Origin of the sequence: Affinirhizobium straminoryzae, from assembly GCF_007004135.1 — a bacterium.
Lineage (GTDB): Bacteria > Pseudomonadota > Alphaproteobacteria > Rhizobiales > Rhizobiaceae > Neorhizobium > Neorhizobium straminoryzae.
The window spans coordinates 63,905-88,846 of record NZ_VJMG01000038.1 but is presented as its reverse complement, the minus strand read 5'-3'; the positions used below and the strand labels follow the sequence as shown (position 1 = coordinate 88,846).

Genomic DNA, 24,942 nt, shown 5'->3' with positions numbered 1-24,942 from the left:
TCTCGGCGGCGGAGCCGGACCTCAAGCGCGCCTATCTCGGGCTTTAGGGGAAGATCGATGACGATGCGAGCTTACCCCTCTCGGCTCCGGCCATCCCATTGCTCCGCAAGCCCTGCGCGAGGCGACAGGCGCCGGATGCCCCCATCGACTGCCGCCGCGACCACCGCGGCCGCTGCCAATCCGCCGGACCGCGCCCTTCTATGGGTCGCTGCCGCGATGAAGGACAAGACATGACGACCCTCAAGAACCACCTTTCCGAAGGCAGAACGATCGTCGCGCCGGGCGTGTTCGACGCCTTGACCGCGTCCATTGCGACCGATGCCGGCTTCTCGGCCCTCTATCTCTCGGGTGCCGCCATCGCCTATACGAGGCTCGGTCGACCTGACATCGGGCTCGTCTCCATGACCGAGGTCGCCGACGTCATCAGCCTCGTTCGCCAGCGGGTTGAAACGCCGCTGATCGTGGATGCCGACAACGGCTATGGCAACGCGCTCAACGTCCAGCGAACCGTGAAAACCTTCGAGCGGGCGGGCGCCAGCGCCATCCAGCTGGAAGACCAGACGCTGCCGAAGCGTTGCGGCCACCTGCAGGACAAGAGCATCGTTTCGGCACAGGAAATGGCCGGCAAGGTGAAGGCGGCCGTCGATGCGCGCGCCTCCGAGGAAACCCTCATCATCGCCCGCACCGACGCGGTCGCTATCGAGGGCCTGCAAGCGGCGATCGATCGGGCAGCGCTTTATGCCGAAGCCGGCGCCGATATTCTGTTTGTCGAGGCGCCGCGTTCCGCCGAACAGTTGACGGCGGTCAGTTCCGCCCTGGCCGGGCGCCGTCCCCTGCTGGCCAACATGGTGGAGGGCGGCAATACGCCGATGTTTTCCGCCGCGGAACTTGGACAGATGGGCTACAGCATCGTGATCTTTCCCGGCGGCATCGTCCGGGCACTCGCGCGCACCGCGCAGGATTACTACGCCTCGCTGAAGGAGCATGGCACCAACACACCCTTTGCCGAGCGCATGTTCGACTTCGGCATGCTGAACGACCTCATCGGCACGCCGCAGATGCTCGATCTTGGCCGCCGTTACGAACAGTTCGAGGCCGGCAGCCAGGCTCCATCCGCCAAGGGCACCACGAAGGACGACGCCGCATGAAAAGCGCTCTTGATCCCGTCACGCTCGCCATCCTGAACGGCCGTCTGGAGCAGATAGCCGACGAGATGGACGCCACGCTCTACCGCTCCGCCTTCAACCCGATCATTGCCGAAGCGCGTGATGCCTGCCACGGCCTCTATCATGCCGAGACCGGCGCGACGCTGGTGCAGGGCACGCGCGGCCTGCCGATCTTCGTCGGCGCCATGGCCTTTGCCGTCAAGGCCGTCATCGACAAGGTGGCCGTCGATGGCGATCTGAACCCCGGCGATACCTATCTCTTCAACGACCCCTATGCCGGCGGCACGCATCTCAACGATTTCCGTCTGGTGCGCCCCGTCTTTCGCGGCGGCACGCTCTATTGCTGGATCGCCTCCGTCGGTCACTGGCTGGATATCGGCGGCAATGTGCCTGGTGGATTCAACGCCAAGGCCACCGAAAGTTTCCAGGAAGGGGTCCGCATCCCGCCGGTCAAGCTGGTCTCGAAAGGCGTGATGAACCGCGACCTCCTCGATATCCTGGCGGCCAATTCCCGCGTGCCGACCTCCAACTACGGCGATCTGAACGGTCAGTTGAACGCGCTCGACCTCGGTGAACGGCGGCTGGCGGAACTGCTCGATGCCTATGGCGACACAACCGTCGCCCGGGCTTTCGACGTCTTCTCGGATCGCGCAGACGCCATGATGCGCGATGCCATCCGGGCGCTGCCGGATGGCGTCTACAGCTTCGAGGATTATCTCGACAATGACGGCATCACCCCGCAACGCCTCACCATCGCGCTGGACCTCACCGTCAGGGGCGACGAGATGGTGCTCGATTTCTCGCGCTCGTCCGCACCCTGCGCCGGACCGCTGAACATCGCCTATTCGACGGCAGCCGCCTGCTGCTATGTGGCGTTGAAGCATGTCTTCACATCGGTCCCCGCCAATGCCGGATGCCTGCGGCCGATCACCTTCGTCATTCCGGAAACGACCCTGCTCGGCGTCAAGCCACCGAAACCGGTCGGCGGTTACACCGAAACGATCCTGCGCGTCATCGGCGTCGTGTTCGGCGCACTGGCGAAAGCCGATCCATCGCGTGCCACGGCCGCCCCCTTCGGCACCATCAATGCGCTCTCGATTGCCGGCTATCGCGGTGACGGATCCCGCTATGTGATGTTCTCCTTCTTCGGCGGGGGGTTGGGCGGCAATCCGGAAAGCGACGGTCTCAACCACGCCAACAACCCGATTTCCATGGCGACCATTCCGCCAGCCGAAATCCTGGAAGCCTCCTATCCCGTTGTCTTCACCCAGTGGGCGCTGAGACCGGATTCCGCCGGCGCCGGCCATCATCGCGGCGGCGTGGGCTCGGTCTACGAGGTCGAGACGCTGACCGACGCCGATGTCTTCCTGCTTGGCGAACGCGGTGTCTATGCGCCGCCGGGCGTTTCCGGCGGCCTGCAGGGCGGCCTCAACCGCTTTACCTGGGAAAGCGACGAGGGCGAGCGCTCGCCGCCGCTTGCCTCCAAGGTCACGGATGTGCGCGTGCGGGCGGGCCAGAAGGTGCGCATCGAATCGCCCGGCGGCGGCGGTTATGGCAACCCGTGGAGCCGCCCGCCGGAAAAGGTTGCACGCGACGTGCGCCTCGGCTTCGTCAGCCGCGAGAATGCCCGCACGCTCTACGGCGTCGAGGTCGACAGGGACGGACAGGTCGATGTGCAGGCGACCGACAGACTGCGTGAAGGAAAAGCCGCATGAACAGCCATATCAAGAGCCTGAACGGCGCCGTCGTCGGCGTGGATGTCGGCGGCACCTTCACCGATCTCTTCTACTACGAGGAGACAACCGGCAAATTCCGGACCGCCAAGGTGTCCTCCAATCGCGGCGACGAGGCGGTCGGCTTCATTGAAGGACTGAAATCCTTCGGCGCCATTGCCGATCTCGGCTCCATCGTCCACGGCACGACGGTCGGCACCAATGCGCTTCTGGAGCGCAAGGGCGCCCGCACCGCGCTGATCACCACGAAAGGGTTTCGCGACGTGCTGGAAATGCGCCGCCGCGACCGCCTGAACACCTGGGGCCTGTGGGGCGATTTCACGCCCGTCATCGAACGCGACATGCGTTTCGAAGTGACCGAGCGTGTTCTGGCAGACGGAACGGTGCGCGAGGCGCTCGATCCCGAGGAGGTTCGCGCGGCCGCCCTGAAAGCGCTCGCCGCCGGTGCGGAAGCGCTCGCCATCTGCTTCATCAATGCCTATGCCAATCCCGCCAATGAACTGGCGGCACTGGAGGCGGCGCGCTCCGTCTGGCCGAACGGCAACCTCGCCTCGTCTGCCCAGATCCTGCCGGAAATCCGCGAGTTCGAGCGCACCTCGACCACCGCGCTCAATGCCTATCTCCAGCCGGTGGTCGGCGGCTATCTCGGCAAGCTGCGAGATGCGTTGAAAGGGGAAGCCTTTTCCGGCCCCTTCCACATCGTCCAGTCGAATGGCGGCGTCATGTCGACGGAGACCGCAAGCCGGTTGCCGGTGCGCACCGCGCTGTCCGGTCCGGCTGCCGGCGTGATTGCGGCGGCCGCGATTTCCAAGGCCGCCGGCTATCCCAACATCATCACCGGCGATCTCGGCGGCACCTCCTTCGACGTCTCGCTGGTGGTCGACGGCCAGACGTCGCTTGCCGCCCAGACGACGATCGATTTCGGTCTCGTGGTGCGCACGCCGATGATCGAGATCACCACGATCGGCGCCGGCGGCGGCTCGATCGCCCATGTCGATGCCGGGGGCCTGCTGCAGGTCGGGCCAGAAAGCGCCGGCTCGCGACCCGGCCCGGTCGCCTATGGCCAGGGCAATAGCCGCCCGACGCTGACGGACGCAAACATCGTTCTCGGCCGCATCAATGCGGAGCGGCCGATCGGTGGCAAGCTTGCACGGCTGGACGTTGAGGCTGCCAAGGCCGCCATCGCCGAACATGTCGCAGGCCCCTGCGGTCTCGGCGTCATGGAAGCGGCGGAAGCGATCGTGCGCGTGGCAGACGGGCGCATGGCCGGCGCCATCCGCCTTGTCTCCATCGAACGCGGACACGATCCTGCGAAATTCGTCGCTGTTCCCTTCGGTGGCGGCGGCGCGCTGCATGCCGGCGCCCTCATCAAGGATGTCGGCCTGCAGGCTGCTCTCGTGCCGCGCTATCCGGGTGTCACCTCGGCGCTCGGCTGCGTGATTGCCGATATCCGCCACGACCAGGTGCAGACCGTGAACCTGACGGTGGATGAACTGGATGAGGCGGTGCTCGATGCCCGCATGGTGGCGGAAGCCGAGGCTGCGGGTCGGGTGGTCGAGGAGGCCGGGCTGCAGATGGATCGGGTCGACATCCTCTTCGAACTCGACATGCATTATGTCGGCCAGACCCATACGGTGTCCGTGCCGCTGCAGGTGACGATTGCCAACGGTTCCACGGGTGTGACCCGGACGATCGTGCAGGACGCCTTCGATGCGGCCTACCGCGCCTCCTTCAGCCGCCTGCTGCCGGGGCTGAAGGCCAGGATCGTCAACCTGCGGACCGCCGCGATCGGCCGTCGCCCGCATTTCAGCCTGAAGGCGCTGGCCCCCGATGCCGATTGCTCGCTGGAAAAGGCAGCCCGCGGCAGCCGCCCGGTCTGGTTCGACGGGGCCTGGCATGACACGGCGATCTACGCACGTCTGGAGTTGCCGGCAGGCGCACGGATCGACGGCCCGGCCATCCTGGAACAGCCGGATGCCACAGTGCTCGTTGATCCGGACCTGACGGCACGGGTTGATGACCTTGGCAATGTGATCATCGAGAGACGCTGATGCACGAGACCATACCCCTGGCGCAGACCGGCCTCCTGATCGTCGATCTGCAGAATGACTTTCTCGATCCGGACGGGGCCTATGGTCGCGCCGGCCAGACAGCTGCAGAGATTGCCGCCCTGCCCGAACGGCTGGCGCCGCTTGCCGACCGGATCCGCGCAGGCGGCGGCTGGATCATCTCCACCCAGTTCACGCTGGTGCCGCTGAAAGGTGGCGAGCCACTGATCTCGCCGCATCTGAAGACGCTGCGGCCCTTTCTGGCGAAGGGAGATTTCGCGCCCGGTTCATGGGGCCACCGTCTCGTGGACAGGCTCGCCCCGGCCGATATCAGCATCGAGAAGGTCGCCTATTCCGCCTTCTACATGACGCGGCTGGAATGGGTGCTGCGCAAATGCGAGATCCGCAAGCTCATCGTCTGCGGTATCGTCACCAATGGCGGCGTCGCCTCCACGGTCCGGGACGCGCATGTGCGCGATTTCGACGTGACGGTGCTGTCCGACGGTTGCGCTGCATTTTCGCCGGATGTCCACGAAACGGCGATTGCTGCACTGCGGCCCGTCTGCCGCGTGGCGACCATTGCGGACATGCTGACAGAAACCGGCAGCAGATAGCGCACGACCAGCCAAAGGGCATCAGCGGTTTTGCGTCCGGACTGCGTCCCTCGATGGTCCTTGGCGAAGGTTGCGGCGCCGGTTCCCACAAATGCGGTGGCATGAAGGATCGGCGCTGGTGTTTCGACCCCGGATCACGTTGCCACCGGCCTCTGCTACCCAGTGTCGGTCCCATGGGTTCCGATCATCGACACCGGGTATGGGACGGCAGGGGCAAATCGAGGCCTTGCGCGCTGCCGTGGAGGGGGGCCGCCCCCTCAACTCGGCGGCAGCTGCAGGGTGGCGCGGAAGGTGGCGCCCTCGCCTGTGCGGTCGCAGGAAAGATCGAGGCTGCCGCCCATCTGCGTCATCAGCCGGTCGACGATCGCAAGGCCAAGGCCGGAGCCCGGGGTGGCGGGCGAGCCGCGGCGGAAACGCTGGCGGAACATGTTCACATCCGCTTCCGCCGGCGGCAGGGTGGCATTGCTGACGACGATTGTGCCCTGCGCAGACAGCCTCACGTCGATGGGCTCTCCGGGCAGGCCGTGGCGGTCGGCATTTTCCAGCAGGTTCTTCAGCGCGATGGCGAAGGCATCGGCATCCACACGGCGCGGCAGGGAAAGCGCCGGAGCCTCCTTTGCGATCACGACCGTCACCGCCGGATGGCTGCGGCCAAACTCCGACAACACGAGATCGAAGATCGGCGCCAGATCGACCGGCGCGGTGGCAAGGCCGATGCCGGCTTCCGCGCGGGCAAGCTGCAGGAGCTTTTCCAGCATGGTGGACAGGCGGCGAAGCCCTTTCAGCACTTGCTGGGCGCGGGGTTCGGCCGGGCTTCCCTCGACTTCGCGCAGCAGAAGTTCCGTCTGCGCGAGAGCGCCCGCCACCGGCGTGCGCAGTTCGTGGGCGCTGTTGGCGGCAAGATCGCGTTCGGCCTGGATGGTGGTTTCCAGCCTCGCCATCAGGTTGTTGATGGAGCGGGCAATCGGCGCCAGTTCCTTCGGCAGATCCGGCATCTCGATCGGCTGCAGATTGGTGCCGTCGCGCACGGAAACGGCGCCGAGCAGCCGCTGCACCGGCGCCATCGCGCGCCCGACGATCCACCAGATCGCCAGCATGCCGAAGGGCAGCAGCACCATGATCGGCACGATCAGCGCGATCGCCCCCTCGCCCGTGGCCTCGCGGCGGTGATCGAGCGAATCGGCCACCTGCACGAACAGGCTGCCGCTGACCGTTTCGGCGGTGAAGATGCGGTGGCTCTCGTCGCTCCAGAAGCCGGGCGCAAGCGGCGCCGCATAGGGCACGGAGGAGGTATTGGCCGAATGCAGCAGCACGCGCCCGGTCGAATCGCGCAGCTGATAGGTGAGATACTGGTCGCGCACGTCGTGGCGAACCTCGCCGATGCTGTAGGGCTCCGGCCGCTCGTCGCGGCGGTAGAGATCGTCGACCAGCAGCGGCACCAGCCGCTCGGTGGTCTGCTGCAGCGCACTGTCGAACACCTCGTCGAATTCGTCGCGCATCACCGACACGCCGAGCACCACCGCCACCACCCAGAACAGGCAGAGGATACCCGCCAGCGACAGGATGAGGCGGCGCGACAGGCTGTAGGGGCGGCTGGCAGCCGGGGCGGGAGCGCCAGAGGGCGGGGGTGCGGGCGGCGTTGCAGGTGCGGGTGCGGGTGTGATCTCAGACATGCGGCGAAATCCGGTAACCGAGACCGCGCACGGTTTCGATGACTTCCTTGCCGAGCTTGCGGCGCAGGCGGCTCACATAGACCTCCACGGTGTTGCTCTCCACCTCGGCGCCGAAATCGTAGAGCGCATCCTCCAGCTGCGACTTGGAAAAGATCGCCTGCCGGCGCGACAGCAGACGGTCGAGCAGCGCCCATTCGCGCGAGGAGAGACCGATATCCTGCCCATCCTCCCCGACGATCCGCCGCTCGGAGGGAAAGACGCGCGTCGCCCCCAGCACCACCTCCGGCAGGGCGCTTGCGCCATAACGGCGGGCGACCGCGTGGATGCGGGCCTGCAGTTCGCCAAGATCGACGGGCTTCACCAGATAGTCGTCGGCGCCGGCATTCAGCCCCTCGATCCGGTCGGCCACCTGGTCATGCGCGGTCATGATGATCACGGGCGTCGCATCGCGCCGCGCCCGCAGCCGCTTCAGGATGTCGATGCCGAAGCCGTCGGGCAGGCGCAGATCGAGCAGGATCAGGTCGAAGCGCGCGGCCGCCAGATTGGCCTCGGCATCATCGAGATTTTGCGCCCAGTCCACCGCATGGCCCTGGCGCGCCACATGCGTCTTCACCGCATCGCCCAGAAGCTCGTCATCCTCGACCAACAGCACGCGCATGCCTGTCTCCCCCGTGATTGCCCGTTCGGGCTCGTTATGTCTCTCCCGACCTGACAGCCGGCTGAAGGATACGACAAAAATGCAGGCCGCCCTGCCTTCAGGTGGCTGTCAGCTTCGGCGCTCAGGCTTGTCTCGTCAACAACCCGAGAAGGAAGACACCATGCGTATCGCTCTTGCCACCCTCTGTGCCGTGCTCTCGTTCGGCGGCGCAGCCCTTGCCGCCGACAAGTGCTCCGTGCCGATGTCGGACTGGCAGCCGCGCGAAGCCCTGAAGGCGAAACTGGAAGGCGAAGGCTGGAAGGTCCGGTCCGTCAAGACCGAGGACGGCTGCTACGAAGCCTATGCCTTCGATGCCAAGGGCAAGAAGGTGGAAGCCTATTTCAACCCCAAGACCTTCGAACAGGTCAATGCCAAGAGCGGAGACTGACATGACCGGGACGGTGAAGGTCTGGAGCCCGCTCGTCAGGTTCTTTCACTGGGGCCTGGTCGCCAGCGTCGCGGTCGCCTGGTTCTCGTCCGAGGGCCTGAGAAACCTGCATGAATTCGTCGGCTACGCGGCGGCCGGCCTGATTGCATTGCGCCTGGTGCTCGGCCTTGCCGGCGGTCGCTATGCCCGCTTCCGGCAGTTCGTCCGCTCGCCGCGCGAAACACTGGCCTATCTGCGCGATGTGCTGGCGCATCGCGAGGCCCGCTATATCGGCCACAACCCGCTTGGCGCGGTGATGGTGCTGTTCCTTCTGGCGCTGATCGGCGGCATTGCCCTGACCGGCTGGATGCAGACCACCGATGCCTTCTGGGGCGTGGAATGGGTGGAGGAAACGCATGAGGCGGCCGTCAACGTGCTGCTTCTCGCCGTCACCCTGCATGTGCTCGGCGTCATCCATGCCAGCCGGCGGCATTCGGAAAATCTGGTGCAGGCCATGATCATCGGGCGCAAGCGCGCACCGGCCGGTTCCGACCGGGCGTGATCGCACCCGAGAACAGGCGCGATGCCGTTCCCCCATGCGGCGTCGCGCCTGTCCCTGCCATAGAAAAACCCGCGTTCAGGTTCCTGTCAGGAAAGACGGCAAGATGGGTGACAGACCCTTCCGATGGCAATGGCGCGCAATGACCACCACTACCCTGCCCCTTCCGGTCTCGCCGGAACGCATGTCCCTCTCACCGCGCCGGATTGCGGCCCGCCTGCTTCTGGTGCTGGTGTTCATCAGCGCGCTGCTCGGCGCCTATTTCGGCTTCCTGCAGCTGACCGGCAATTTCGCACCGGTGATCGCCGGGGAAGTCTACCGTTCCGCCCAGCCGACGCCCGCCGATCTTCGCCGCTATGTCGAACGCTACGGCATCCGCTCCGTCATCAACCTGCGCGGCAGGAACGACGGCAATGGCTGGTATGACAGGGAAGTGGACGCAAGCCGCAGGCTGGGGGTGCAGCATATCGACTTTGCCATGAGCGCCCGCAAGTCACTCGACCGGGCGGAGATGGAACAGCTGATCGAGGTGATGCGCAACGCGCCGAAACCGGTGCTGATCCACTGCAATGCAGGGGCGGATCGCTCGGGCCTTGCCTCGGCACTCTATCTGGCCGCCATCGCCGGACAGCCGCAGGCGCTCGCCGCCCGTCAGCTTTCCTTCTATTTCGGCCATATTCCGGTGCCCGTGCGGGCCGAATATGCCATGGACCGCAGCTTTGCGGCGGCGCGCTCCTGGCTGCCGCAGGCCGTGCCGACCGCATCGCGATGAACGAGACGTCTCAAGGATAGACGCCCGAGGCTACCCCTTCGGTGCGACCACCACGCGAAATCCGTTGCCGCGCCAGAAACCGTCAGGCTCCAGGCTGCCGCGATAGGTGGCGCAGGCCTTCTGCCAGCCGCTGCTGAAGCAGCCGCCGCGCAGCACCCGGCGGATCGCGGGGCCGGCATCTTCCGCCTCGCGGCCATCCTCGGCGTAAGGGTAGCGGAAATGCGGAGTCGCCATGTCGTCACCCCACAGTGTCGTGCACCATTCCCACACCTGCCCCGCCATGTCGAAACAGCCATAGGGGGAGCGCCCCCTGGCAAACAGGCCGACGGTACAGGTGGTGTTGAAGCCCGCCTCCTCGGAATTGGCTGAATCCTCCTGCCAGTGCTGGCCCCAGGGATAGGTGATGGCCTCGCCCCGATCCGGCTGGTCGCCGCGCGCGGCGCGCTCCCATTCCGGCTCGGTCGGCAGTCGCACGCTCTCGTTCGCGCCGATGCGGCCCTCGGCTTGCCAGCGTGCCGTCAGCCAGTCGCAATAGGCCATGGCATCGCGCCAGGTCAGATCGGTCGCCGGCGCGCTCAGCCGCTCGGCATCAAACCCGTCGGGGCTGCGCCAGAGCCGGCCCGTCTCGCGGACGAAGGCGCCGTAGCTGCGATTGGTCACCGGATAAAGGCCGATGCGGAAGGCCGGCAAGGTCAGCGCATGCGGCGGGGCGGAATTCGGATGGGTGTTCGCACCGAAGGTGAAGGTGCCGGCCGGCACCTCCGCCAGCGCCTCCAGATCGCGCGGATCACCCCAGGCAGACAGCCTGCGCCCGGCCCGTTCGCGCTCCACGGCGGTCAGCGCGCCTGTCGTGACGATCATCAGCAGCCGGTCCTTGACGGCGTCCCTCAGCACGGGCGCCATCTCGAATTCGCAGGCGAGCAGCGCGCCGCGCAGCGCCGCCTCTCCTTCGCCCGCGATCAGCTGTTCAACCAGCGACGCCGCCTTTCCGGACCCGGCAAGACGCGCGGCGATGCTGCGCAGCACGGGTGCATAGAGCGACGGCTGGCGACGGAAGGGGTCGACGGCCGCCTCTGCCGGCTCGCCGGAAAGGTGACGCGCGGCGAGCAACTGGCGCACGCGCTGTACCGGCAGAAGATCGGCTTCCTGCAGCTTGCCGCTCAGGGCATCCGCCGCCAGTCCACAGATGAGACGCGCCGTCTGCGGCTCGCCGGCAATGCGGTCGAGCCAGGCGTCGGTGATGTCCTCGGCCGTTTCGGAGGCCGTGGCGGCCGAAAGCGCCATGGCAAACTGGGCTGGATTGGCCGCAGCCGCACCAAGGCCGATGCGGCTTTCCCGCACGTCGAGGCCGGCAAGCCTCTTCGCCGCCGCGATGCGTTGTGTGGCCAGAAGCGGAAGCAGCGCATGACGGACGAAGGGCGCAGGCGGCACGAGCGCGGCGGTGGCCGCCGTCTCGGCAAGCGCCAGGAGACGCACGCCACGGAACTGCGCCTTAAAGCGGGCGGCATCCTCCAGCAGCTGGCGGGCGCCGGCGCCGACGATCTCCAGCCCGTCGAGCACGATCAGCAGGCTGTCCTCGCCGCTCACCCAGTCCTCGGCAGACAGCAGCGCCTCAATGCCCGGCATGCGCGCTTCCAGCAGGGCGTGGAAGCGCCTGGAAGGCTTCAGCGTCACGCAGAGCGGCAGCACACGGGCCCTGCCGGCAGGCTCTCCCGCCGGCAACCAGGCTTCGTCCCGGACAAGCCCGAATTCGTTGCGCACCACCGGCTTCGGCGCAAGCCCGCCCTCGGCAAGGCCGAGCGCCAGATGCCGGGCAAAGGTGGTTTTCCCGCTGCCGGTCTCGCCCACCAGCAGCAGGGCGTCATGATCGCGCGCCATTTCCAGCGCCGAGAAATAGACCGGCGGCTCGGGCTCAGCCTGCTCCTTCAGCTTGCGCAGGCCCTTGGCGGCCTTGTCCTCCTCGGTGAAATTCACCAGCAGCGGAATATAGCCTTCGGCAAGCGTTGCCACGCTGCCATCCGGCCGCGCCATCAGGGGGGACGGACCAAGGGTCAGGGCATGGTCGAGAAGCACCTGCCGCAGACGGTCGACGCGCGCGATCATCGTGTGTCTCTCCCTCAGAACAGTTTTGCAACGTCCGGATTGTGGAAGCGCTGGATCTCGATCGCATAGCCGGCCGGGTCCTCGAAGAAGAAATGCTCGCAGAAGCGGCCGCGCAGCATGTCAGAGAGGCCGGGAACGCCCGCCGCCTTCAGCTTCGCATGCCAGCCCTCGACATCCTGCGCGACGATGGTCAGCAGAACGGCACTCTTCTCCTGATGCTTCAGGTGGCCGCGATTGCCATCGACAATGCCGAAATAGCATTGGCCGGCAATACGATAGATGCGCGCCATGCCCTGATCCAGGACCAGTTCGAAGCCGAGCACATCCTCATAGAAGGGCGCAACGGCCAGGATGTCGTCATAGTAGAAGAAGGTGATCGAATAGTCTTTCTGCATGGTGCGGTCCTTATCAGGCAATGGTCAGCGTGCCCTTGGCGTCGATTGCAAGCCCTCCGATGCCGGGACGTGCGGCAAACACGTCGACGGGATGGACGAGATAGAGCCAGGGCGGGTTGTCGTGCAGGCGCGTGAGGCAGCGCGCATAGGCGGCCTCGCGCGCCTCGTCCTCCACCGCCGCATTGGCGGCGGCAATCAGCGCTTCGGTTTCGGCATCGTCATAGCCCTGCCACCACACGGCGCGCGTGCGGCTGGAGATCTTGTCGTCAAGAATGCGGAAGGTGCTGTGCGGCGAGGAATCGAAGATCGCCATGTCGCCCATCTCCTTGCGGCCGATCTGGCGGGCATATTCGGGGCGGTCGTGCTCCGTCTCGATCTCGACCGTCAGACCGACGGCTGTCAGCGCATCCGCCACGTAACGGCTCACCTCCGGCGCGCGTTCCGGCATGAAGGTCGGCGTGCGCAGACGGATCGGGCCGGCGCTCGCAACGCCATCGATGAGGCGGCGCGCCTTGTCCGGATCATAGGGGATCGGCGCAAGGCCGGCCCGCCGGGCGCCCAGATGATGCGGGCTGACGATGGTGGAGGACGCAACGGCAAGCCCGTGAAAGATCTCGTCCGCCAGCCGCACCGTATCGACGGCATGGTTGACGGCAAGCCGTGCCGCCGGATCGCGGAACAGACCTTCGCTGCAGTTCAGGTAATACATCACCGACAGCGTGTTGACCGCCCTGCCCCACTGGAAGCGTTCGGAAAAATCGAGCCGCTGCTCGACGCGCTCGAGGTTCAGCGCGGCATCGACCTCCCCCGTCTTGAGCAGCGCAAGCCGTGCCTCGGCGCTTTTGCAGGCCCTGGCCACGATGCGGGCCGGGCCGGAACCGGCCGCAACCTTCTCCAGCACGGCGCTTTCGCCGGCGGAAAATTCCGCGACCCGGTAGCGCCCGGTGCCCAGGATCGCCCGGCCCGCGCCATCGAGGCGGCAGATGTAGAATTCGGAAAAGATGTCGAGAATATCGGCGAAGGGGCGCGGATTGCGGACCTCGACCACGCCGGGCGAGACGGCGCGGATCGTCGCCTCGGCCAGATAGCGCGCATAGGACCATTTCATGCCGAACGTATCGACCGCCTGCAGGATGCCGTCGATGAAGGCGAGCACGTCGTCGGCCGTGCAGGGCTTGCCGTCATGGAAGGTTGCGCCCTCGCGCAGCGTGAACTGCCACAGGCGCCCGCCCTCGGCATGCGACCAGCCGGAGAACAGCCCCGGGCGGGCAAAGCCGTCCTGCCATTTCAGCAGCGGTTCGAAGACGAGGTTTTTCAGCGTCAGCACGCTGGTATCGTCGGTCACCCGCGTCGGCGGCAGGAAATCGACTTTCTCGAGCGCAAGGGTGAGGTCCGTCACGGGGGAAAAGTCCTAGTCGATGGCGTTGCGGCGGCGCGGGTTCATCCAGTCCGCCAGCGAATCGCCGATCAGGTTGAAGGCAAGCACGGCGAGCAGGATCGCCATGCCGGGGGCGAGCGCCACCCAGGCGGCGCTGCGCACATATTGCAGGTTGGCCGAGACATCCGCCCCCCATTCGGCCATCGGCGGCTGGGCGCCGAGACCGAGAAAGCCGAGGCTTGCCGTCTGCAGGATGGCGCTGCCGAGCGCAAGGGTGGATTGCACCAGAAGCGGCCCGAGGCCGTTGACGAGAATGTAGCGAAGCAGGATGCGCCGGCGCGACAGGCCGAGCGAGATCGCCGCCTCGACATAGGGCTTCACCGAAATGGTGAGCGCCTGGCTGCGCGCCACCCGGGCAAATTGCGGGGCAAGCGTGATGGCGACGGCCAGCATGGCGTTCTGCAGGCTGGGGCCGAAGGCGGCCGACAGCGCAATCGCCAGCACCAGCGCCGGGAAGGCCAGGATGGCATCCACCACGCGCATGATCACGCTGTCCAGCCAGCCGCCGGCAAAGCCCGCCAGCACGCCGAAGAACACGCCGACGGCAAAGGCGATCGCCACCACGCCGACGCCGATCGAAAGCGTCGCCTGCCCGCCATACATGATGCGGGTCAGCACATCGCGGCCGAAGGCATCGGTGCCCAGCCAGTGACTTGTGCTCGGGGCTGCCAGCTTGTGCAGGATGTCGAGCCTGGTCGGCAAGTAGCTCGTCAGCCAAGGACCGACGGTGATGAGGCCGACCAGGAACAGCAGGATCACGAGGCCGACGACGGCGAGCGTATTGCGCTTGAGGAAGATCAGGAGTTCGTGCATGGCCTCACCCCATCTTCCGGCGCACGCGCGGATCCAGCACGCCATAGAGCAGGTCGACGACGATCGAGGTCAGCACGAAGAGAAGGGCAAAGACCAGCGTCGTGCCCTGGATGACCGGATAATCGCGGTTCTTGATCGCCTCGAACATGTAGCGGCCGATGCCCGGCCAGGCGAAGATGGTTTCGGTCAGGATCGCGCCGCCCAGCATTTCCGCGAATTTCAGCCCGATGATGGTGACCGCCGGCAGCAGCGAATTGCGCAGGCCATGCTCCAGCACGACCTGCCGGTTGTGGAGGCCCTTGGCGCGGGCGGTGCGGATGAAATCCTCGCCCATCACGTCGAGCATGGTGTTGCGCACGAAGCGGCCGAGCGTCGCCGCAAGGAAGGCCGCCAGCACGGCGGTCGGCAGCACGAGATGGGCAAGCGCGCTCGCCGCGCCCGCGAAGTTGCCGGTGATCAGCGCATCGAGGACGGCAAAGCCGGTCACCGTCTCGACAGGCAGATAGGGGCTGAGGCGGCCGGACACCGGCAGCCAGCCGAGCCAGGTGCCGAAGGTGAGCTGCAGGATCAGCGCCAGCAGGAAGGCCGGCATGGAGACGCCGATCAGCGAGACGATGCGGGTGACATGGTCGAACAGGGAATTGGCGCGGGTGGCCGACAGCACGCCGAGCGGGATGCCGAACACCACCGCCACGATGACGGCAAGCACCGACAGTTCGATGGTGGCCGGCAGGCGGATGAGGATCTCGTGCGCCACCGGCTGGCCCGTCTTCAGCGACACGCCGAAATCGCCGGTGAAGAGGCCGGCGACATACTGCCAGAACTGCAGGACGACCGGCTGGTCGAGGTTCAGCTGGGCGCGCAGCGCCGCGATCTGCTCCGCCGTCGCGCCCGGTCCGAGCAGCGTCGTGGCGGGATCGCCGGGAATGATCCTGACCAGCGAAAAGACGATGACCAGCACGATGCACATGACGGGGATCAGCGCAATCAGACGGCGTATGATGAAACTCGCCATGGCTCCTGCTCACTTGTCTGGGCCGGCCCGAACGGCCGACCCGGCCGACTGAGATGCGGGATGCCATCCTCGCCTCTCCGTCCGGCCGGTTCAAAACCGGCGGCCGCAACCGGCCGCCGGGGATCGCCTCGATCCGTCACTTCTTGAAGACGGACCAGTATTCGTTGAGCGGCGGGGCGCTGTTGATGACCAGGCCCTCCACATTGGCGCGGGCATAGACGATCAGCTTCGGGCTGAACAGATAGGCGCCGGGCACGCGCTTGGCGATCTCTTCCTGGATCTGGAAATAGAGCGCCTTGCGGGCCTCCTGGTCCGGCGTCTGCTGCGCCTTGAGGATCAGGGCGTCCAGATCCTTGTCGGCCGGCATGCGGAAGGTCATAGCCGTGTTGGCGAGCGAGGAGAGATAGCCGATGGTGATGTGCGCATCCGGGTCATTGTACCAGGGCTGGCGGCCATCGAGGGCCACATCGAACTGGCCGGATGTCTGCAGCGTGCGCAGCGCCGGGAATTCCGTCTGCTCGATCGTCGCATTGATGCCGATATCGGCGAGGTTCGCCTGCACGAAGGTGGCGACCGCGCCCCACAGCGGGCCCTGGAAGCTGTAGAGCTTCAAGGTGATGCTGGCGGGGTTGACGCCGGCTTCGGCGAGCAGCTTCTTGGCCAGCGCCGGATCGTATTTCGGCGCCAGTTCCTTCATCTTCGGGTTGAAGGCCCAGCTGTTGGAAGTGAGCGGACCATAAACGCGCTCGGCCGTGCCGCCGAACACGCCCTGCAGCAGGCCGTCATAGTCGATGGCATGGGCAATCGCCTCGCGGGCCTTCACATTGGCGAAGGGACCATCGGTCTTGCTGTTGTTGAATTCCAGCTGGCGGATGATCTGGCTGGAGGTCTCGATGACCTTCACGTCCTTGTTGGCCTTCAGCGCGCCGATATCCTCGGCGGCGATGGCCGACAGCTGACCCTGCTGCTGCACGATGTCGACGCCGCCATTTTCCAGCTCCAGCCGGCGGGTGGAGGCATCCGGAATGACGCGGTAGATGATCTGCTTCAGCTTCGGCGCGCCGCGGAAATAATCGGGATTGGCTTCCAGCACCACATTGGTATCGGCCTGGGCGCTCTTGAAGGCGAAGGGACCGGTGCCCACCGGATGCGAGGCGAACTTGTCGCCGTATTTCGCGACCGCCGCCGGGCTGACGACCGCCGATTGCGGCTGGGCGAGGATCGACAGGAAGGCCGGATAGGCGGCCGAGAGCGTGATCTTCAGCTCGGTCGGCGAAACGACCGTGATCTCCTTGATGAGGTCGAAGGTGGCCTTCACGTAAGGATTGCCGGCCTTGGTGCGCTCCAGCGAGAATTTCACGGCAGCCGCATCAAACGGCGTGCCATCCTGGAATTTCACGCCCTCGCGCAGCTTGAAGTCGAAGACCTTGCCGTCCTCGGACACGGTCCAGCTCTTGGCGAGGCGGCCTTCCAGTTGTTTGAAGTCCGGCGCCGTCCAGGCCACCAGCGTGTCGAACACGTTGAGGATGATTTCGCTGCCGATCGGCTCGGCCTTGTTGGTGCCGGGCTCAAGCGCCACCGGATCGGACGGAACCGCCACGACCAGCGTCTTCAGTTTGTCGGCTTCCTGCGCATGCGCTGCCGTCCACATCAGCGGCATCGCCACCGTGGCTGCCGCAACTGCCTTCCAGATCGTCATGGTTCACCCCTTCACCCTGTTGTTCAGCCGCATCCCGCTCGGATGACGACTGCGCCCTCTGTGATATACTACGAAATATATCATTACGGCGTCTGCTGTAAAGCCTGATGGCGCGCGTTTGGTCACGCCGAGAGGCTGCCTAGAATTTATGCTTTTCTTCCATAGGGATGCGCACCGACCGCGACTGGCCGGGACGGATCATGCACCCATTGCGACCAGGATCCGGGATACATCGCCGCATCGATTCCGATCGAGGCGAGCGCCAGCACGGAATGGGCGGCCGACATGCCGGCGCCGCAATAGACGCCGACGGGACGCGAGCCGTCTGCGCCGAGCGCCCCGTAAAGCTCGGCCAGCGTCGCGGCATCGGTGAAATTGCCGTAATCGGTCACGTTGTCGGGCGCGGGTGCACTCAGCGCGCCCGGAATATGGCCGCGCGGCGCAGAGCCCGGCGCAACCGGCCCACCGATGTAATTGGGGCGGATGCGCGCATCGAGCAGCACACCCGTCTCGACCATCGCCAGCGCGCCCTCGGCATCGAGTTCCGGCATGTGGCCGGGCGAGAGCGTGATCGCGCTCGGCGCCGGCGGCGTGCGAACCGCATCATCGTCGCGAACGATCGGAAGGCCGGCGGCGAGCCAGGCGGGAAGCCCGCCATCCAGCACCCGGACATCCGGCAGGCCCGCCCATTTCAGCACCCACCAGGCGCGCGCGGCCGTCATGCTGCGATCGCCATCATAGATCACGATGGTGCTTTCGGGCCGCAAGCCCCAGGCCCGCGCCTTCTCCTGCAACACGTCAATCTCCGGCAACGGCCGCTGCCCGCCCTCCGGCGAGGCCGGCGCCTGGAAATCGGCATAGGCCTCAGTCCGGATCGCGCCCTCGATCCGCTCGCCGGAAAAGGCCGGACGGCCGGTATAGGGATTGATGGAATCGACCGCAAGCAGCGTCACATCCGCCCCCGCCTGCCGCAAGGCCTGCACCTGCTGCGGCGTCAACAGCACGCGCGCCCGCACCGCCTCCGCCGTCTCATCCGCCCGCACCGCATCGCTGACCACACCCGTCATCACACACACCCTGTCTGCCATGAAAGAGACTAGCGTCTATGAGGCACACGCGCTTGGCAAGCAGAAATATATTACGTGGTATCTCAGGAAAATTTTGCCTTGACGGGCGGGAAGCCAGCACAAGTATGACACGCATGCTGGGCGACCGAGCGAAGCGCGCTTCGCGCGCAGGATGAGCAAAGCCCTCCACGTAACGAAGGATCAAGGCACGACTGCCGCACCTATTGCCGCTTTATCACAGAGAACGACGACCGAAGCCGTCGCAGAGCCAAAAGCATTATCAGGCTTCGGACAAAAGACCGATACATGCGAGGAGCGCCTGCAATTCCTCTTCCACGTGGGCTGCACGCCGCACGGCATCTGCGTCGATCAGACGTGCCAGATCGCTGCGCCTCATCGGCTTGCGGTAGTGCGGCCACTCCCGTTCCAGCGCCCTCATAGCCGCATGCGTATCGGGGGGCCGATGAGCCGCCCTGCCCACCAGATGGCGCAACAGCACTGCCTCGAAGCATGGCCTTTGCCAGACGATTGAAATCGCATTGTCTGCGGCAAGCTTCACGGCGCGCGCTGCACGATGCGGTTCCCGCTCTGCTTGGTCAAAGTCCAAAAGAACGAAACGCTCTGCGGGCACATTCCGCTTCTTTTGCATCAGCGTCAGCCGCAGCACCGCGAGTTCTATGCGCGAGAGCGGATCTCCAGTTCCAGGCCCCAGTTCTTCAATATGCAAGTGAACCGGCAGGTTGGTCGCGCGCGCAAGATCCTGCAAAAAGCTCGCATAGCCCACTTCAGAGGCACCCTCGCAACCGATGTAGATCGGGCGCCGAAGCGCGATATGGGAACGACGGCGACTCATCCGAAGTGTGGGACCCCACCATAGGCACCGCTCAGATATTTCCGATAATGGTTTTCGTCACGGCGCACCTTGACGTCCATTAGGCTGTAGACCCGACTACGCCCTTGCCGATCCTTCTCACAAATCACGATTTCCTCTTTGTTAAGATCATCCAACAACGAGGCAGAATGACAGGAGAACCAGAGCTGCGCATCAAGTCTATTCCGTCCGGACGTCGCATAGAACCATCGCAGAAGTTCCGGCAGAACATTCGGATGAATGGCAGCATCCAGTTCATCGATAGCAGCAAGTCCCCCGGCATCCAAGGCGCCGACAATCCATGGAAACATCTTGATAAAGGCACGAGTGCCGTGACTTTCCAAGGCCCACGGCATCTCGATAGAGAGCCCGGCGTGCTTGAACAGAAGCAACGGCCCGTTATCGGTATTCTGAAAACGCATTCCTTCCACCCCCACATCAATGCGGCTTAATTCGTCGTTCAAGCGAGACAGAAGAGCTGGCACGTTCTTGAGGTAATCAATGACGTTACGATCGGCGGAAGACTGTACCGGCTCGATCTGGAAGAAGGCGTTACGCGCCGCCTCGACCATGAGCCGCGCCGTGGGGTGCTGGAATTTTGCAAACGACGAGAGGACCGTATGATTACCTGCCAACGTTTTCACCAGGTGATGAAAGCCCGACAGGCTGAATGTCTTCGAATCCTTCACGTTTCCTTGCGCATCGCGTTCGTAGACGCGCTGCCATTTGCCTCGACCATTCGGCTTCTGGCGCAACACCTCTGCCGTGATGCCAATAGCTAGTCCGTCCTTGAATTCGATCTCCAGTTCGTAACGGTACGTTCCCTGCTCGACGGTTTCACCATTGGCGGCGCGCTGGGCAATGTCGGGCGTCAGGTTCATGGGGCCACCCAATTCGATCGCAAACCGCGCAGGACGATCGGCGGATTCCCTATCGTTGAAGCGCTCGATACCCACGAAACCCGTATGGGTCACACTGTTGCAGATCATGTTTACGATGAAGGAAAGCGCGCGCAGCAGCGTCGTTTTGCCGGAGGCGTTGGCGCCGTAAAGCGCCACAACCTTCGGCGCTCTGACGTCCGCACCCTCGAAGATAGGTGCATATCGGCCGTCGGGGTCGGGCACACCTTTGTCAATCGAAAGATCCAGCACTTGCTGATCGCGGATCGAGAAGAAATTTTCAACCTCTAACCTATATAGCATAGACCACCTCGCAGCCTCTATAATAGCGCTTTCAACGCATTTTCGTCAAGAATGCGCGCAGAAGTGGACTTTGCCCCCCTTCACAGCGTCAGCCCGGGGCGGGCATTGCTGATCAGGGCGGAGAGCAGGCCGGTGCGGGTGTTCTCGTTGTGCTCCACCATGGCCGCGCGGGCCTTTTCGCCGTCGCGGGCGCGCAGGTGGGCGAGGATGCGGTGGTGGTCGTCGGTGGTTTCCGGATTGATGTCGCGCATGCGGGTGCCCATGTAGAACAGCCGCGCGCACTCCTCCAGATGGCCCATCACCAGCGCATAGAGGCGCGGATTGCGCGATCCTTGCGCGATCAGCGCGTGGAACTGTTCGTTGCGGGCCACGAAGGTGCGCGTGCTCACCTCCTCGCCCATCTCGTAGCGCGCATCGGCCAGCTCATCCAGCTGGTCGAGTTCGGCCACCGTCAGGTTTTCCGCCGCCAGTGCCACCGCCGTACCTTCCAGCACGCCGCGCACGGCAAACAGGTCGTTCATGTCCTTGATGGTGACGGGCGTGACCCGGTAGCCGCGCCGCGGATAGGCTTCCATGAAGCCTTCGACGCAGAGCCGGCCGAGCGCCTCGCGCACCGGCGTCTTGCTCATCTGCAGCCGTTCGGCCAGTTCCGGCTCCGACACCTCTGCGCCCGGCGCCAGATCGCCCGTGATGATTCGCTCACGAAGGATGGCATAAGCCTGCTCCGTCAGCGATCTGGCGCGCTTTTCGGTTCCTGCCTCTGCTCGATCCATGTCCGTCACATGCGTCTCCTGCGCCCGGCACAAGCCACCCGAAGCACCCCGGGGCCTGGTGCCTCTTGTTGCGGCCGAAGCCCGTGCTTGTCAAAGGCTTTCCATGCCTGTCCAACCCCTTGGCGGGTGGAAGGGACTTTGACAGCGCCGCACCGTCTGATATACCACGTAGTATATCTAATCCAGTCCAGGAAGGCGGCAAGGCCGCCGAGGGTGTCGATTGTCGCAGATCCTTGTCATCAATCCCAACAGTTCCGCTTCCGTCACCCGCTCGATGGAAGCCTGCCTCCAGCCGGTCATCGCCGCAACCCGTCATGAAATCTTCTGCACGGAGCTGAAGAAATCGCCACCCGGCATCGAGACCGATGATCATGTGGCGGCGGTCATTCCCAACGTGCTGGACGCGGTGCAGGCCTCGGATGCGGATGCCTTCGTGCTGGCCTGCTTTTCCGATCCCGGCATTGCCGAAGTGCGGGCGGCCACCCGCCGGCCGGTCGCCGGCATTGCCGAATCGGCCTATCTCGCGGCGCTCGGCCTTGGCCGGCGCTTCGGCATCATTTCGCTCGGCCCCTCCTCCATCGCCCGCCATCTGCGCTATCTGAAGGCGCTCGATCTCGATCATCGCCTGGCTGGCGACCGTTCCATCGACATGACGGTCGTGCAGCTGATGGCAACCGACGTGGTGGAAACGGTGGCCCGCACCGGCCGCCTGCTGCGCGACGAGGACAAGGCGGATGTCGTCATCCTCGGCTGCGCCGGCCTCGGCTCCTATCGCGCCGCCCTGCAGGAGGCGCTCGGCCTGCCGGTGGTCGATCCGGTCCAGGCGGGCGTTGCGCTGGCCGCCACCCATCTCGATCTGTCCTACGGGAGATGACAGCATGACCTTCGATCTGATTGTTCGCGGCACCGCCGTCCTGCCGGACGGGCCGCTGGAAAAGGCCTGGATCGCCGTGTCGGACGGCCGCATTGCCGCGATCGGCACGGGCGAGGCGCCGCCGGCGCATACGCTGCACGATGCGGGCGACGGCCTGATCCTGCCCGGCATCATCGACGGCCAGACGCATGCCTGCAGCTATGGCGGCCTGCCCGGCATCCGCTCCACCACCCGTTCGGCGGTGGCGGGCGGCATCACCACCATCGTCGACATGCCCTACGACAATCCGGCCCCCCTCAACACGCCGGCGCGGCTGTCGGAAAAGGTGGAGGCGATCCACGCCCATGCGCATGCGCATGTGGCGCTTTACGGCACCATTCTGCCCGGCCAGGCGCCGGACGATGTGCAGCCGCTGATCGATGGCGGCGTGGTGGCCTTCAAGATCTCCACCTTCGAAAGCAGCCCGACGCGCTTTCCGCGCATTGCCTCCGACCAGATCCTCGGCCTCTTCTCGGCGCTGGCCGACAGCGTGCTGCCGCTTGGCGTGCACAACGAGGACCAGGAGATCGTGCGCGCCTACATCGCCGCCGCCAGGGCGGCCGGCCACAACGGCATCGAGGCGCATTCGGCAAGCCGCCCGCCGGCGGCGGAACTGGCCGCCACCGCCCAGTTTCTGGAACTCGGCGCGAGCGCCGGCGCGCATGCGCATATCGTGCATCTGACGACAGCGCGCGGCTTCCAGCTGGTCGACAACTATCTGGCCGACGGCTTCCGCGCCACCGGCGAGCTTTGCGTCCACTATCTGTGGTTCGATCCGGAGCGGGACGGCAAGGCGCTCGGCGCGCGCATGAAGGTCAACCCGCCGATCCGGCCGGGACAGATCGATGCGCTGTGGGAGGAAATCCTCGCCGGCCGTGTCGCCTTCGTCAGCTCCGACCATTCCAGCTGGCCGATCGACAACAAGCTGACCGATTCCATCTTCGATGCGGGCGCCGGCGTTCCGGGGCTTGAAACGCTGCTGCCGGCCTTCTTCACCGCCGCCGAGGCGCGCGGCCTCGATGCCCCGGCGCTCACCGTCGAGCAGTTGTGCGAGCGTCCGGCGAAATTCTTCGGCCTGTGGCCGCAGAAGGGCGCGATCCGCGTCGGCGCCGATGCCGATCTCACCGTCATTGCCCGCACGCCGCAAGTCTGGGATTCGGCGCGCGCCCATGACGAGCTGCGCTGGAGCCCGTTCGACGGCCGCACCTTCTCCATCACCGTTGCCCGCACCTATCTCGAAGGCCAGCTTGCCTTCGACGGGCAGGATGTCGTCAACCAGCCCGGCGACGGCCGCTATGTGCGCCGCGGGCAATCCCACTGGTTCGAATAGGAAAGACCCATGGTGCAGATCACTGCAGACACGAAGGGCGTCTTCGTCATCGCCGTCACGCCGTTCACGGAAACGGGCGCGCTCGATCACGACAGCATCGACCGCATGGTCGATTTCTACATGGACAAGGGCGCCGATGGCCTGACCATTCTCGGCATGATGGGCGAGGCTCCGAAGCTGACCCAGGCCGAATCGATCGAGGTGACGCGGCTGACGCTCGCGCGCGCCGGGGAAAAGCCGGTCGTGGTCGGCGTCTCGGCCCCCGGCCTTGCCGCGATCGGCGAACTGACGAAGGCGGTGATGGATCTCGGCGCCGCCGGCGTCATGGTTGCGCCCCCCTCCTCACTGCGCACCGACGACCAGATCATCGGCTATTATCGCACCGTGGTGGAAACGGTCGGCACGGATGTGCCGGTGGTGCTGCAGGATTTCCCGCTGGTCACCAACGTGCAGATCTCGACGAAAACGCTCGGCGCCATCTTCGAGGAGCACGCCTCCATCGTCATGCTGAAGCATGAGGACTGGCCGGGCCTGCAGAAGATCAGCGAGTTGCGCCAGGCGGAAGCCAGGGGCCGCCGCCGTGTCTCCATCCTCTGCGGCAATGCCGGCGCCTTCCTGACGGAGGAAATGCAGCGCGGCGCCGATGGCGCAATGACCGGCTTTGCCTATCCGGAAATGATGGCGGACGTCGTGCGCCTGAGCAATGCCGGCGAATTCGACCGGGCGCAGGATCTGTTCGATGCCTATCTGCCGCTGGTGCGCTACGAGCAGCAGCCGGGCATCGGCCTTGCCGTGCGCAAATACGTGCTGGCCAGGCGCGGCGCGATTGCGAGCGCTGCCCAGCGTCGTCCGGGCGCGGCGCTCAATGCGGCCGCCATTGCCGACGTGGAGCGCCTGATAGCCCGCCAGACCCGCCGCCTGGAGGCGCTTGCCTGATGGATCTCGGCATTTCCGGAAAGACCGCGCTGGTTCTCGGCGCAAGCCGCGGCCTGGGTGCTGCCATTGCCGCAGCACTCGCCGCCGAAGGCGTCATCGTTTATGCCGCGGCCCGCACGGCATCCTCCATCGCCGCCTCGGAAAACATCCGGCCGCTCGCGGTGGATCTCGCCGATCCCGCCTCGGTGGACGCCCTGATCGAGACGATCCGGGCGATGGGCGGCGTCGATATCCTCGTCAACAACAGCGGCGGCCCGAAGGCCGGCCCGGCGCTCGGCCAGAGCCGGGCGGCCTGGAACGCCGCCTTCGAGACGATGGCAAGCGCGCTGTTTGCCATCACCGATGCGCTGCTGCCGGCAATGATCGAGCGGCAATGGGGCCGCATCATCACCATCGGCTCCTCCGGCGTCGAACAGCCGATCGCCAATCTGGCGCTCTCGAACGGCGTGCGCGCAGCGATCGCCGGCTGGTCGAAGACGCTGGCCGGCGAGGTGGCCCGCCACGGCATCACCGTCAACATGATCCTGCCCGGCCGCATCGACACCGACCGGGTGCGTGAACTCGACACGATCAAGGCCGGCAATACGGGTGCCAGCGTGGACGCAGTGCAAGCTGCCTCGCGCGCCGAAATCCCCGCCGGCCGCTATGGCCGCCCGGAGGAATTTGCCGCAGCCGCAGCCTTCCTTGCCAGCGCCCAGGCAAGCTATATCACCGGCTCCAGCCTTCGTGTGGACGGTGGCATGATCAGGGGGCTTTGA

23 protein-coding genes are annotated in these 24,942 nt (G+C 65.6%); 11 read left to right on the top strand and 12 right to left on the bottom strand.

Annotated features, from left to right (window positions below; genetic code table 11):
• Nucleotides 1–230: 230 nt before the first annotated feature.
• The 4 genes from FNA46_RS14595 to FNA46_RS14580 are packed head-to-tail and all read left to right on the top strand — an operon-like array spanning nucleotide 231 to nucleotide 5,561.
• Nucleotides 231–1,148 (top strand): isocitrate lyase/PEP mutase family protein, encoded by a 918-nt coding sequence (locus FNA46_RS14595; RefSeq protein ID WP_143125942.1) that lies wholly within the window; start codon nucleotides 231–233, stop codon nucleotides 1,146–1,148.
• Nucleotides 1,145–2,881, top strand: coding sequence for a hydantoinase B/oxoprolinase family protein (locus tag FNA46_RS14590; protein WP_143125941.1), 1,737 nt, complete (start codon nucleotides 1,145–1,147; stop codon nucleotides 2,879–2,881). The genes FNA46_RS14595 and FNA46_RS14590 overlap by 4 nt, the downstream gene beginning before the upstream one ends.
• Nucleotides 2,878–4,950, top strand: a complete 2,073-nt coding sequence (locus FNA46_RS14585) for a hydantoinase/oxoprolinase family protein (RefSeq protein ID WP_143125940.1) — start codon at nucleotides 2,878–2,880, stop codon at nucleotides 4,948–4,950. The genes FNA46_RS14590 and FNA46_RS14585 overlap by 4 nt, the downstream gene beginning before the upstream one ends.
• A complete protein-coding gene (locus FNA46_RS14580; RefSeq protein ID WP_185969865.1) occupies nucleotides 4,950–5,561 on the top strand; it encodes a cysteine hydrolase family protein in 612 nt (203 codons plus the stop codon). The genes FNA46_RS14585 and FNA46_RS14580 overlap by 1 nt, the downstream gene beginning before the upstream one ends.
• A gap of 257 nt (nucleotides 5,562–5,818) precedes the next feature.
• On the opposite strand, the gene FNA46_RS14575 is transcribed toward FNA46_RS14580, so the two are convergent.
• The gene (locus tag FNA46_RS14575; protein WP_143125938.1) at nucleotides 5,819–7,234 is read right to left on the bottom strand and encodes a sensor histidine kinase; all 1,416 of its coding nucleotides are present in this window, start codon (nucleotides 7,232–7,234) and stop codon (nucleotides 5,819–5,821) included.
• The gene (locus tag FNA46_RS14570) at nucleotides 7,227–7,892 is read right to left on the bottom strand and encodes a response regulator transcription factor (protein WP_143125937.1); all 666 of its coding nucleotides are present in this window, start codon (nucleotides 7,890–7,892) and stop codon (nucleotides 7,227–7,229) included. Before FNA46_RS14570 ends, FNA46_RS14575 begins: the two co-directional genes overlap by 8 nt.
• Before the next feature lie 160 nt (nucleotides 7,893–8,052).
• Between FNA46_RS14570 and FNA46_RS14565 the strand changes: the two genes are divergently transcribed.
• The 3 genes from FNA46_RS14565 (at nucleotide 8,053) to FNA46_RS14555 (ending at nucleotide 9,629) form a co-directional block, all read left to right on the top strand.
• Complete coding sequence (locus FNA46_RS14565) at nucleotides 8,053–8,319, top strand: PepSY domain-containing protein (RefSeq protein WP_143125936.1); 267 nt, start codon at nucleotides 8,053–8,055, stop codon at nucleotides 8,317–8,319.
• 1 nt (nucleotide 8,320) lies between these two features.
• Nucleotides 8,321–8,860 carry a cytochrome b/b6 domain-containing protein gene (locus FNA46_RS14560; RefSeq protein WP_143125935.1) on the top strand — a complete coding sequence of 180 codons (540 nt, stop codon included), beginning with the start codon at nucleotides 8,321–8,323 and terminating at the stop codon, nucleotides 8,858–8,860.
• A 139-nt stretch (nucleotides 8,861–8,999) separates the two neighbouring features.
• Entirely contained in the window at nucleotides 9,000–9,629 is a 630-nt protein-coding gene (locus FNA46_RS14555) for a dual specificity protein phosphatase family protein (protein WP_246103090.1), read from the top strand.
• Between the two features lie 30 nt (nucleotides 9,630–9,659).
• On the opposite strand, the gene FNA46_RS14550 is transcribed toward FNA46_RS14555, so the two are convergent.
• The 10 genes from FNA46_RS14550 to FNA46_RS14505 all read right to left on the bottom strand — a co-directional run bounded on the left by FNA46_RS14550 (nucleotide 9,660) and on the right by FNA46_RS14505 (nucleotide 21,005).
• Nucleotides 9,660–11,732, bottom strand: a complete 2,073-nt coding sequence (locus FNA46_RS14550) for an SUMF1/EgtB/PvdO family nonheme iron enzyme (RefSeq protein WP_143125934.1) — start codon at nucleotides 11,730–11,732, stop codon at nucleotides 9,660–9,662.
• Nucleotides 11,733–11,746: 14 nt separating this feature from the next.
• On the bottom strand, nucleotides 11,747–12,127 hold the full coding sequence (locus FNA46_RS14545) for a VOC family protein (protein ID WP_143125933.1): 381 nt from the start codon (nucleotides 12,125–12,127) through the stop codon (nucleotides 11,747–11,749).
• Between the two features lie 13 nt (nucleotides 12,128–12,140).
• A complete protein-coding gene (locus FNA46_RS14540; protein ID WP_143125932.1) occupies nucleotides 12,141–13,526 on the bottom strand; it encodes an ABC transporter substrate-binding protein in 1,386 nt (461 codons plus the stop codon).
• Nucleotides 13,527–13,538: 12 nt separating this feature from the next.
• Nucleotides 13,539–14,378: an ABC transporter permease gene (locus tag FNA46_RS14535; RefSeq protein WP_143125931.1), complete on the bottom strand. Its 840-nt coding sequence runs from the start codon at nucleotides 14,376–14,378 to the stop codon at nucleotides 13,539–13,541.
• 4 nt (nucleotides 14,379–14,382) lie between these two features.
• Nucleotides 14,383–15,393: an ABC transporter permease gene (locus FNA46_RS14530; protein WP_143125930.1), complete on the bottom strand. Its 1,011-nt coding sequence runs from the start codon at nucleotides 15,391–15,393 to the stop codon at nucleotides 14,383–14,385.
• Between the two features lie 136 nt (nucleotides 15,394–15,529).
• The gene (locus tag FNA46_RS14525; RefSeq protein ID WP_143125929.1) at nucleotides 15,530–17,092 is read right to left on the bottom strand and encodes an ABC transporter substrate-binding protein; all 1,563 of its coding nucleotides are present in this window, start codon (nucleotides 17,090–17,092) and stop codon (nucleotides 15,530–15,532) included.
• 146 nt (nucleotides 17,093–17,238) lie between these two features.
• Nucleotides 17,239–18,159: a sulfurtransferase gene (locus FNA46_RS14520; protein WP_143125928.1), complete on the bottom strand. Its 921-nt coding sequence runs from the start codon at nucleotides 18,157–18,159 to the stop codon at nucleotides 17,239–17,241.
• Nucleotides 18,160–18,439: 280 nt separating this feature from the next.
• Nucleotides 18,440–19,012: an RloB domain-containing protein gene (locus FNA46_RS14515; RefSeq protein WP_143125927.1), complete on the bottom strand. Its 573-nt coding sequence runs from the start codon at nucleotides 19,010–19,012 to the stop codon at nucleotides 18,440–18,442.
• Entirely contained in the window at nucleotides 19,009–20,232 is a 1,224-nt protein-coding gene (locus FNA46_RS14510) for an AAA family ATPase (protein WP_143125926.1), read from the bottom strand. The genes FNA46_RS14515 and FNA46_RS14510 overlap by 4 nt, the downstream gene beginning before the upstream one ends.
• Nucleotides 20,233–20,312: 80 nt before the next feature.
• Complete coding sequence (locus FNA46_RS14505; protein WP_143125948.1) at nucleotides 20,313–21,005, bottom strand: GntR family transcriptional regulator; 693 nt, start codon at nucleotides 21,003–21,005, stop codon at nucleotides 20,313–20,315.
• Nucleotides 21,006–21,225: 220 nt separating this feature from the next.
• On the opposite strand from FNA46_RS14505, the gene FNA46_RS14500 reads away from it, so the two are divergent.
• The 4 genes from FNA46_RS14500 to FNA46_RS14485 are packed head-to-tail and all read left to right on the top strand — an operon-like array spanning nucleotide 21,226 to nucleotide 24,942.
• Nucleotides 21,226–21,879 (top strand): aspartate/glutamate racemase family protein, encoded by a 654-nt coding sequence (locus FNA46_RS14500; RefSeq protein WP_143125925.1) that lies wholly within the window; start codon nucleotides 21,226–21,228, stop codon nucleotides 21,877–21,879.
• A 4-nt stretch (nucleotides 21,880–21,883) separates the two neighbouring features.
• Nucleotides 21,884–23,248, top strand: coding sequence for a dihydroorotase (locus tag FNA46_RS14495; RefSeq protein ID WP_143125924.1), 1,365 nt, complete (start codon nucleotides 21,884–21,886; stop codon nucleotides 23,246–23,248).
• A 9-nt stretch (nucleotides 23,249–23,257) separates the two neighbouring features.
• A complete protein-coding gene (locus FNA46_RS14490; RefSeq protein WP_143125923.1) occupies nucleotides 23,258–24,184 on the top strand; it encodes a dihydrodipicolinate synthase family protein in 927 nt (308 codons plus the stop codon).
• Complete coding sequence (locus tag FNA46_RS14485; protein WP_143125922.1) at nucleotides 24,184–24,942, top strand: SDR family oxidoreductase; 759 nt, start codon at nucleotides 24,184–24,186, stop codon at nucleotides 24,940–24,942. Before FNA46_RS14490 ends, FNA46_RS14485 begins: the two co-directional genes overlap by 1 nt.

What these genes read in the sequence shown, in the direction of transcription:
- FNA46_RS14580 (WP_185969865.1), top strand. Translation starts at nt 4,950, where the DNA reads ATGCACGAGACCATACCCCTGGCGCAGACCGGCCTCCTGATCGTCGAT.
- FNA46_RS14555 (WP_246103090.1), top strand. Translation starts at nt 9,000, where the DNA reads ATGACCACCACTACCCTGCCCCTTCCGGTCTCGCCGGAACGCATGTCC.
- FNA46_RS14550 (WP_143125934.1), bottom strand. Translation starts at nt 11,732, where the DNA reads ATGATCGCGCGCGTCGACCGTCTGCGGCAGGTGCTTCTCGACCATGCC.
- FNA46_RS14510 (WP_143125926.1), bottom strand. Translation starts at nt 20,232, where the DNA reads ATGCTATATAGGTTAGAGGTTGAAAATTTCTTCTCGATCCGCGATCAG.
- FNA46_RS14520 (WP_143125928.1), bottom strand. Translation starts at nt 18,159, where the DNA reads ATGACGGGTGTGGTCAGCGATGCGGTGCGGGCGGATGAGACGGCGGAG.
- FNA46_RS14530 (WP_143125930.1), bottom strand. Translation starts at nt 15,393, where the DNA reads ATGGCGAGTTTCATCATACGCCGTCTGATTGCGCTGATCCCCGTCATG.
- FNA46_RS14485 (WP_143125922.1), top strand. Translation starts at nt 24,184, where the DNA reads ATGGATCTCGGCATTTCCGGAAAGACCGCGCTGGTTCTCGGCGCAAGC.
- FNA46_RS14595 (WP_143125942.1), top strand. Translation starts at nt 231, where the DNA reads ATGACGACCCTCAAGAACCACCTTTCCGAAGGCAGAACGATCGTCGCG.
- FNA46_RS14490 (WP_143125923.1), top strand. Translation starts at nt 23,258, where the DNA reads ATGGTGCAGATCACTGCAGACACGAAGGGCGTCTTCGTCATCGCCGTC.
- FNA46_RS14545 (WP_143125933.1), bottom strand. Translation starts at nt 12,127, where the DNA reads ATGCAGAAAGACTATTCGATCACCTTCTTCTACTATGACGACATCCTG.
- FNA46_RS14535 (WP_143125931.1), bottom strand. Translation starts at nt 14,378, where the DNA reads ATGCACGAACTCCTGATCTTCCTCAAGCGCAATACGCTCGCCGTCGTC.
- FNA46_RS14565 (WP_143125936.1), top strand. Translation starts at nt 8,053, where the DNA reads ATGCGTATCGCTCTTGCCACCCTCTGTGCCGTGCTCTCGTTCGGCGGC.
- FNA46_RS14515 (WP_143125927.1), bottom strand. Translation starts at nt 19,012, where the DNA reads ATGAGTCGCCGTCGTTCCCATATCGCGCTTCGGCGCCCGATCTACATC.
- FNA46_RS14525 (WP_143125929.1), bottom strand. Translation starts at nt 17,092, where the DNA reads ATGACGATCTGGAAGGCAGTTGCGGCAGCCACGGTGGCGATGCCGCTG.
- FNA46_RS14585 (WP_143125940.1), top strand. Translation starts at nt 2,878, where the DNA reads ATGAACAGCCATATCAAGAGCCTGAACGGCGCCGTCGTCGGCGTGGAT.
- FNA46_RS14495 (WP_143125924.1), top strand. Translation starts at nt 21,884, where the DNA reads ATGACCTTCGATCTGATTGTTCGCGGCACCGCCGTCCTGCCGGACGGG.
- FNA46_RS14560 (WP_143125935.1), top strand. Translation starts at nt 8,321, where the DNA reads ATGACCGGGACGGTGAAGGTCTGGAGCCCGCTCGTCAGGTTCTTTCAC.
- FNA46_RS14570 (WP_143125937.1), bottom strand. Translation starts at nt 7,892, where the DNA reads ATGCGCGTGCTGTTGGTCGAGGATGACGAGCTTCTGGGCGATGCGGTG.
- FNA46_RS14590 (WP_143125941.1), top strand. Translation starts at nt 1,145, where the DNA reads ATGAAAAGCGCTCTTGATCCCGTCACGCTCGCCATCCTGAACGGCCGT.
- FNA46_RS14575 (WP_143125938.1), bottom strand. Translation starts at nt 7,234, where the DNA reads ATGTCTGAGATCACACCCGCACCCGCACCTGCAACGCCGCCCGCACCC.
- FNA46_RS14505 (WP_143125948.1), bottom strand. Translation starts at nt 21,005, where the DNA reads ATGGATCGAGCAGAGGCAGGAACCGAAAAGCGCGCCAGATCGCTGACG.